This is a genomic window from Cohnella zeiphila (assembly GCF_014212055.1).
GTDB classification, from domain to species: domain Bacteria; phylum Bacillota; class Bacilli; order Paenibacillales; family Paenibacillaceae; genus Cohnella; species Cohnella zeiphila.
In genome coordinates this window covers 14,128-18,920 of sequence record NZ_JACJVO010000060.1, presented here as the reverse complement: position 1 = coordinate 18,920, position 4,793 = coordinate 14,128, and the positions used below count along the sequence as shown (strand labels likewise).

Here is a 4,793-nt window from a genome sequence, read left to right as displayed (position 1 = left end):
GAAGGCGGCCATGAAGAAGCGTTGGACTCCTTCGCCGATTAGGCAGATGACGCCGCCGACCAGGAACGCCAGAACGCAATTGCGGAACACGGAGCGGGACGGCTCGCGGTTTTTGGCGAACGCCTTGTATTCCTTGGGAGACATCGACAGCGGCTTGTACGCGGTCCTTCCGCGCTGCGCCTCTTTGGTAGCCATGGCGTATCCCCTTTCCTTCGTCGTTTCCGTCGGTGTCCGCTTCATTATTTGCCAAAGCGGGGAGAACTATGTCGGCAGGAGAAGCCGCCCGATTGGCGAGACGGATCCGCGTCCATACTGAGTTAAGGAAAGGAAGGTGCCGCGGAATGACGGACGAGCACGGGAAGCAGGATTCGGCTGGGAAATTTTTTATCGGGGACATGGCGGCGGAGCTGGCCCATCTGAAGCAACGCTTCGGACTCAGCGATCCGCAGTTGAAGCAGATCGAGACGCTGATGCAGTGGTCGTACAACAGCGGCGTTCATTCCGGGCCGGGCTACGGCCGCCAGCTGTTCTTCAACGACATGTCGTCGGCTCCGTTGCCGCAGTGGTTCTAAAAGCGCAGGGAAAGGCTCTATCTGCGAAAAGGGGTACTATGCGAAAGGCCGGAGGGCCGAAAGTCGCGCAGATGTCGGAACAAACTTTCACGTCGAATCTCTAACGAAACGTAGCGCCTCTATTCGGGCAAATCGGGGAGTTCGCGGAACGTAACGAAACTCAGAGTGCTTATTTGAAGGAATTTCGCGTATTTTCGGAGTTGCACGAGCCAGTAAGGTCTCTCCCTTTCGTTAGAAATTCAACTTCGCTCAATTCGCCCCCATAAGAGCGCTCAGTTTCGTTAGCGGCGGCGCGGGATGCGGGGACGCGAGACCCGCCTCAAATGCAAAAGCCCTGAACGAGGTCTCCGGTCGGGAGACGGACGTTCAGGGCTTTTCGATTATAAGCCGGTTTCGTTACACGGCCTGCGTCAGCGCGGCGAAATCCTCTTCGCTCAGCTGAACGCCGGCCGCGGCAATATTTTCCTCGAGGTGAGCCGTCTTCGACGTGCCCGGAATCGGAAGCATCGCCGGCGAGCGCTTCAGCAGCCAAGCCAGCGCAAGCTGGGACGGCTTATAGCCGAGCCGGGCCGACATGCCTTCCAGAGGCCCGCCTTCCTTCGCCAGCGCCCCGGTCGCGAGCGGGAACCAGGGGATGAAGGCGATGCCGTTCTTCTCGGCGTACTGCAGCACCGGCTCGGAGTCCCGTTTGGCCAAATTGTACAGGTTCTGCACCGAGGCGATCTTCGCCACCTTCTCCGCCGCCTGCAGTTGGTCCACGCTCACCTCGCTCAAGCCGATGTGACGAATTTTTCCTTCCTTCTGCAGCAGGGCCAGCTCGCCGATTTGCTCCTCCAGCGGCACTTTCGCGTCGATCCGGTGCAATTGGAACAAGTCGATCCGTTCCAGCCCGAGATGGCGAAGGTTCAGCTCCGCCTGCTGGCGCAAATATTCCGGACGGCCGACCGGCCGCCAATCGTTCGGACCGGACCGCGTCAACCCGGCTTTGGTGGCGATGACCAGATTGTCCTTGTAAGGATGCAGCGCCTTCTTGATCAGAAGATCCGCCACGAACGGACCGTAGGAATCGGCGGTGTCGATCAGCGTAACCCCCAGCTCCACCGCTCTTCTAAGTACTCGCACCGCCTCTTCGGGATCCTGCGGATCCCCCCATACTCCCGGGCCGGTCAGCTGCATCGCGCCGAACCCGAGACGGTTGACGGGCATGTCGCCTCCAATGGCGAACGAGCCGGATGCGGCGGCAGACAACGTTTGATCGTTCATGGAAAATCGCTCCTCCTTTAGGTCAGGACATACCTCAAGCATAGTAAACGGGAAGTCTCCGCGCAAGCCGGGACAGCCCTGCCGCCAAATTGCCCGGCGCCGTACAGGCACGGATAGGCGTTCACCCACATAGAATGGTAATGTTTCTTCTCGCGCATCCGACCCATTCATCGGAGGTGATCCTCAAGTGCCCGGATTTTTTACCGCGATCGCGCTGTTCCTGAAACAGCTGTCCCTGCTCGTCTCGTACGTCAAAAACAATGCGTTCCCGCAGCCGCTGACCGACGAGGAAGAAGCGCTGCACCTTCAGCGCATGGCGGAAGGCAATCCCCGCTCCCGCAACCTTCTCATCGAGCACAATCTGCGGCTGGTCGCGCATATCGTCAAGAAGTTCGACAATACGGGGGAAGATCTGGAGGATCTCATCTCCATCGGCACCATCGGCCTGATCAAAGCGATCGAGAGCTTCCAGCCGAACAAAGGAACGAAGCTGGCCACCTTCGCCGCTCGTTGTATCGAGAACGAGATTCTCATGCATCTTCGTTCTCTCAAGAAAACGAAGAAAGACGTGTCGCTGCACGACCCGATCGGCACGGACAAGGAAGGCAACGAGATTACGCTGCAGGATATTCTCGGCACCGAACCCGACGAGGTCGTCGAGAAGGTGCAGCTTAAGATCGAGAAAAGCAAAATCTATCGCAATCTCGACATTCTGGACGAGCGCGAGCAGGAAGTGATCCGCGGCCGCTTCGGCCTCGACGGCGGCGGCGACGAGCGGACGCAGCGGGAGATCGCCCGCGAGCTCGGCATCTCGCGCAGCTACGTGTCCCGCATCGAGAAGCGGGCTCTCATGAAGCTTTATCACGAGTTTTATAAGGCGAAGCGATAAAAATGGGGATGCGGAAAAAACCGGCGGAGGCGGCGGAATAGCCGGCTCACCCGCCGGTTTTTTATAGCTCGGCCGCCGTTCTCATCGTACGGGACAAGCTCCGGCCCCGAAAGAAACGATTGACAGTGCCCTTTCAAATTCGTATGATGGGTGCTAGAAAGCATAAACGCGCGTTCACAGGTTTACGCTAAAATAAACGCGTGTTCACTACTCCGTTTTGACCAACGGCAAAAAGGATGGGAATCGAATGAAAAACAACATCGGCTTCGACGGTTTTATCCAGATCGCAATTGTCGTCAAAGATATCCGGAAGGCAGCCGAATCGTGGGCCAAGCTGTTCAATATCCCCGTGCCCGAGATTCGCGACAACCCGCCGGCCCATAACCCCGACCTGACCTATCGCGGACAGCCCGCCTACTACGGCCTTAAGGTCGCGAACATCCAGGTCGGCAACTTCGTCATCGAACTGCACGAGCCGGACGAACACGACAGCACGTTCCGCGAGTTCCTGGACAAGCACGGCAACGGCGTGCACCACCTGGGCTTCCAGGTCGGGGACAAGCGCGACGCGATCATCGGCGAACTGGAAGAGATGGGATATGCCATGCGGACCGTCGGCTATTACCCGGGCAGCAGTTGGACGATCGTCGATAGCGAGGACGATCTTGGCGTGAATCTGAACATCAAGCCGCGCGCATAAACGGAAAGATCAAGGGAGGGAAACACGAATGAATCGGCTCAAACAGCCCCGCGAGGAAAAAGGCAGAAACGTCGTCAGCATCCTGGAGACGGTCGACGCGCAAACCGGCGAACGCACCGTTCTGGCCGAATTCGACTATTTGATCGAAGCGCCCAATTGGACCCGGGACGGCAAGCAGCTTGTCTACAACAGCTTGGGATTGCTCTATACCTACGATCTCTCGACAGGGGTCAGCCAGGTTGTCGAATCGGGTTTTGCGGTCCAGTGCAATAACGACCATGTGCTCTCCCCCGACAACGCTCAAGTGGCGGTCAGCCATCACACGTATGAGGACGGACAGTCGCGCATCTATACGTTTCCGCTGCAGGGCGGCTCCCCCGTCCTCGTCACCCCGATGGCTCCCAGCTATTTGCACGGCTGGTCGCCGGACGGCCGCACTCTCGCTTATTGTGCCGAACGGGACGGCGAATACGACATTTACACCATTCCGGTGGACGGCGGCATCGAGAAGCAGCTTACGGACGCTCCCGGGCTGAACGACGGGCCCGAATATTCCCCGGACGGCCGGCATATCTGGTTCAATTCGGTGCGGTCCGGGCTGATGCAGGTCTGGCGGATGAACGCCGACGGCAGCCAGCAGGTTCAGATGACGTTCGACGAGAGCAACAGCTGGTTCCCGCATGTGTCGCCGGACGGCGAGCGGGTGGCCTATATCACTTATCGAAAAGGCGATGTCGCTCCCGGCGACCATCCGGCCAACAAGCAGGTCGAAATCCGACTCATGTCCGGCGCGGGCGGAGAATACCGCACGCTTGTCGAACTGTTCGGCGGTCAGGGAACGCTCAACGTCAACTCCTGGTCGCCCGACAGCCGGCGGCTGGCTTTTGTCAGCTATCGGCTGAAAGAATAGGCGAACGCCCCTTTGTCACGGCGGACAAAGGGGCTTTTTTTTGCCGGGAACGCATTCGCGACGCTTCCAGGTCGTGCCGATTCCCCACGTAAAGTCCGGCTTGGGACCAGGACATAAGTCCAGCTCGCAACCATTCCCGCGGTCGGTCCCTCCTCCTCCTCTCTCTGTTAATCTTTGGACATAGCCAAAATCAATGGCAACGCTTCGTCCAAAGAAAGAGAGGAAATCGCCATGTTTCAATCTTCGATTCCGGAACGCTCCGAAAACTTTCTATATGTCTTGCTAACCGATACGGGAACCTTGTTTACCACGATGATAAAGAACTTCACTTCCGCTCCATACAACCACGCTTCCCTGGCCATGGACGAGGATCTTGCCGATCTGTTCAGCTTCGGCCGCAAAAGCCCCGGCAATCCGTTGTCCGCAGGCTTCGTCGAAGAGGACGTCTACGAGGGAACG

The 4,793-nt window shown here is 58.3% G+C and carries 5 protein-coding genes and 2 pseudogenes (1 of these 7 running past the window's edge); 5 read left to right on the top strand and 2 right to left on the bottom strand.

Annotation, left to right across the window (positions count from 1 at the left end):
* Positions 1-195 (bottom strand): annotated as a pseudogene (locus H7C18_RS33900) (stage V sporulation protein AC); the annotation flags it as partial.
* 146 nt (positions 196-341) lie between these two features.
* On the opposite strand from H7C18_RS33900, the gene H7C18_RS33895 reads away from it, so the two are divergent.
* Positions 342-572 (top strand): hypothetical protein, encoded by a 231-nt coding sequence (locus tag H7C18_RS33895; protein ID WP_185133562.1) that lies wholly within the window; start codon positions 342-344, stop codon positions 570-572.
* A gap of 396 nt (positions 573-968) precedes the next feature.
* Here the strand turns inward: H7C18_RS33895 and H7C18_RS33890 are convergent, their stop codons facing one another.
* The gene (locus H7C18_RS33890; RefSeq protein ID WP_185133561.1) at positions 969-1,835 is read right to left on the bottom strand and encodes an aldo/keto reductase; all 867 of its coding nucleotides are present in this window, start codon (positions 1,833-1,835) and stop codon (positions 969-971) included.
* Between the two features lie 187 nt (positions 1,836-2,022).
* Here H7C18_RS33890 and sigK point away from each other — a divergent pair, with 187 nt between their 5' ends.
* The 4 genes and pseudogenes from sigK to H7C18_RS35455 form a co-directional block, all read left to right on the top strand.
* Complete coding sequence (sigK, locus tag H7C18_RS33885; RefSeq protein ID WP_185133560.1) at positions 2,023-2,724, top strand: RNA polymerase sporulation sigma factor SigK; 702 nt, start codon at positions 2,023-2,025, stop codon at positions 2,722-2,724.
* 247 nt (positions 2,725-2,971) lie between these two features.
* Positions 2,972-3,424 carry a VOC family protein gene (locus tag H7C18_RS33880; RefSeq protein ID WP_185133559.1) on the top strand — a complete coding sequence of 151 codons (453 nt, stop codon included), beginning with the start codon at positions 2,972-2,974 and terminating at the stop codon, positions 3,422-3,424.
* Between the two features lie 28 nt (positions 3,425-3,452).
* Positions 3,453-4,334, top strand: a complete 882-nt coding sequence (locus tag H7C18_RS33875; RefSeq protein ID WP_185133558.1) for a TolB family protein — start codon at positions 3,453-3,455, stop codon at positions 4,332-4,334.
* Between the two features lie 231 nt (positions 4,335-4,565).
* A pseudogene (locus H7C18_RS35455) lies at positions 4,566-4,793 on the top strand (hypothetical protein); it runs 238 nt beyond the window's last position.

Bases quoted from the DNA above. Each gene is read 5' to 3' on its own strand.
- H7C18_RS33895 (WP_185133562.1), top strand. From the start codon at position 342: ATGACGGACGAGCACGGGAAGCAGGATTCGGCTGGGAAATTTTTTATC.
- H7C18_RS33880 (WP_185133559.1), top strand. From the start codon at position 2,972: ATGAAAAACAACATCGGCTTCGACGGTTTTATCCAGATCGCAATTGTC.
- H7C18_RS33875 (WP_185133558.1), top strand. From the start codon at position 3,453: ATGAATCGGCTCAAACAGCCCCGCGAGGAAAAAGGCAGAAACGTCGTC.
- H7C18_RS33890 (WP_185133561.1), bottom strand. From the start codon at position 1,835: ATGAACGATCAAACGTTGTCTGCCGCCGCATCCGGCTCGTTCGCCATT.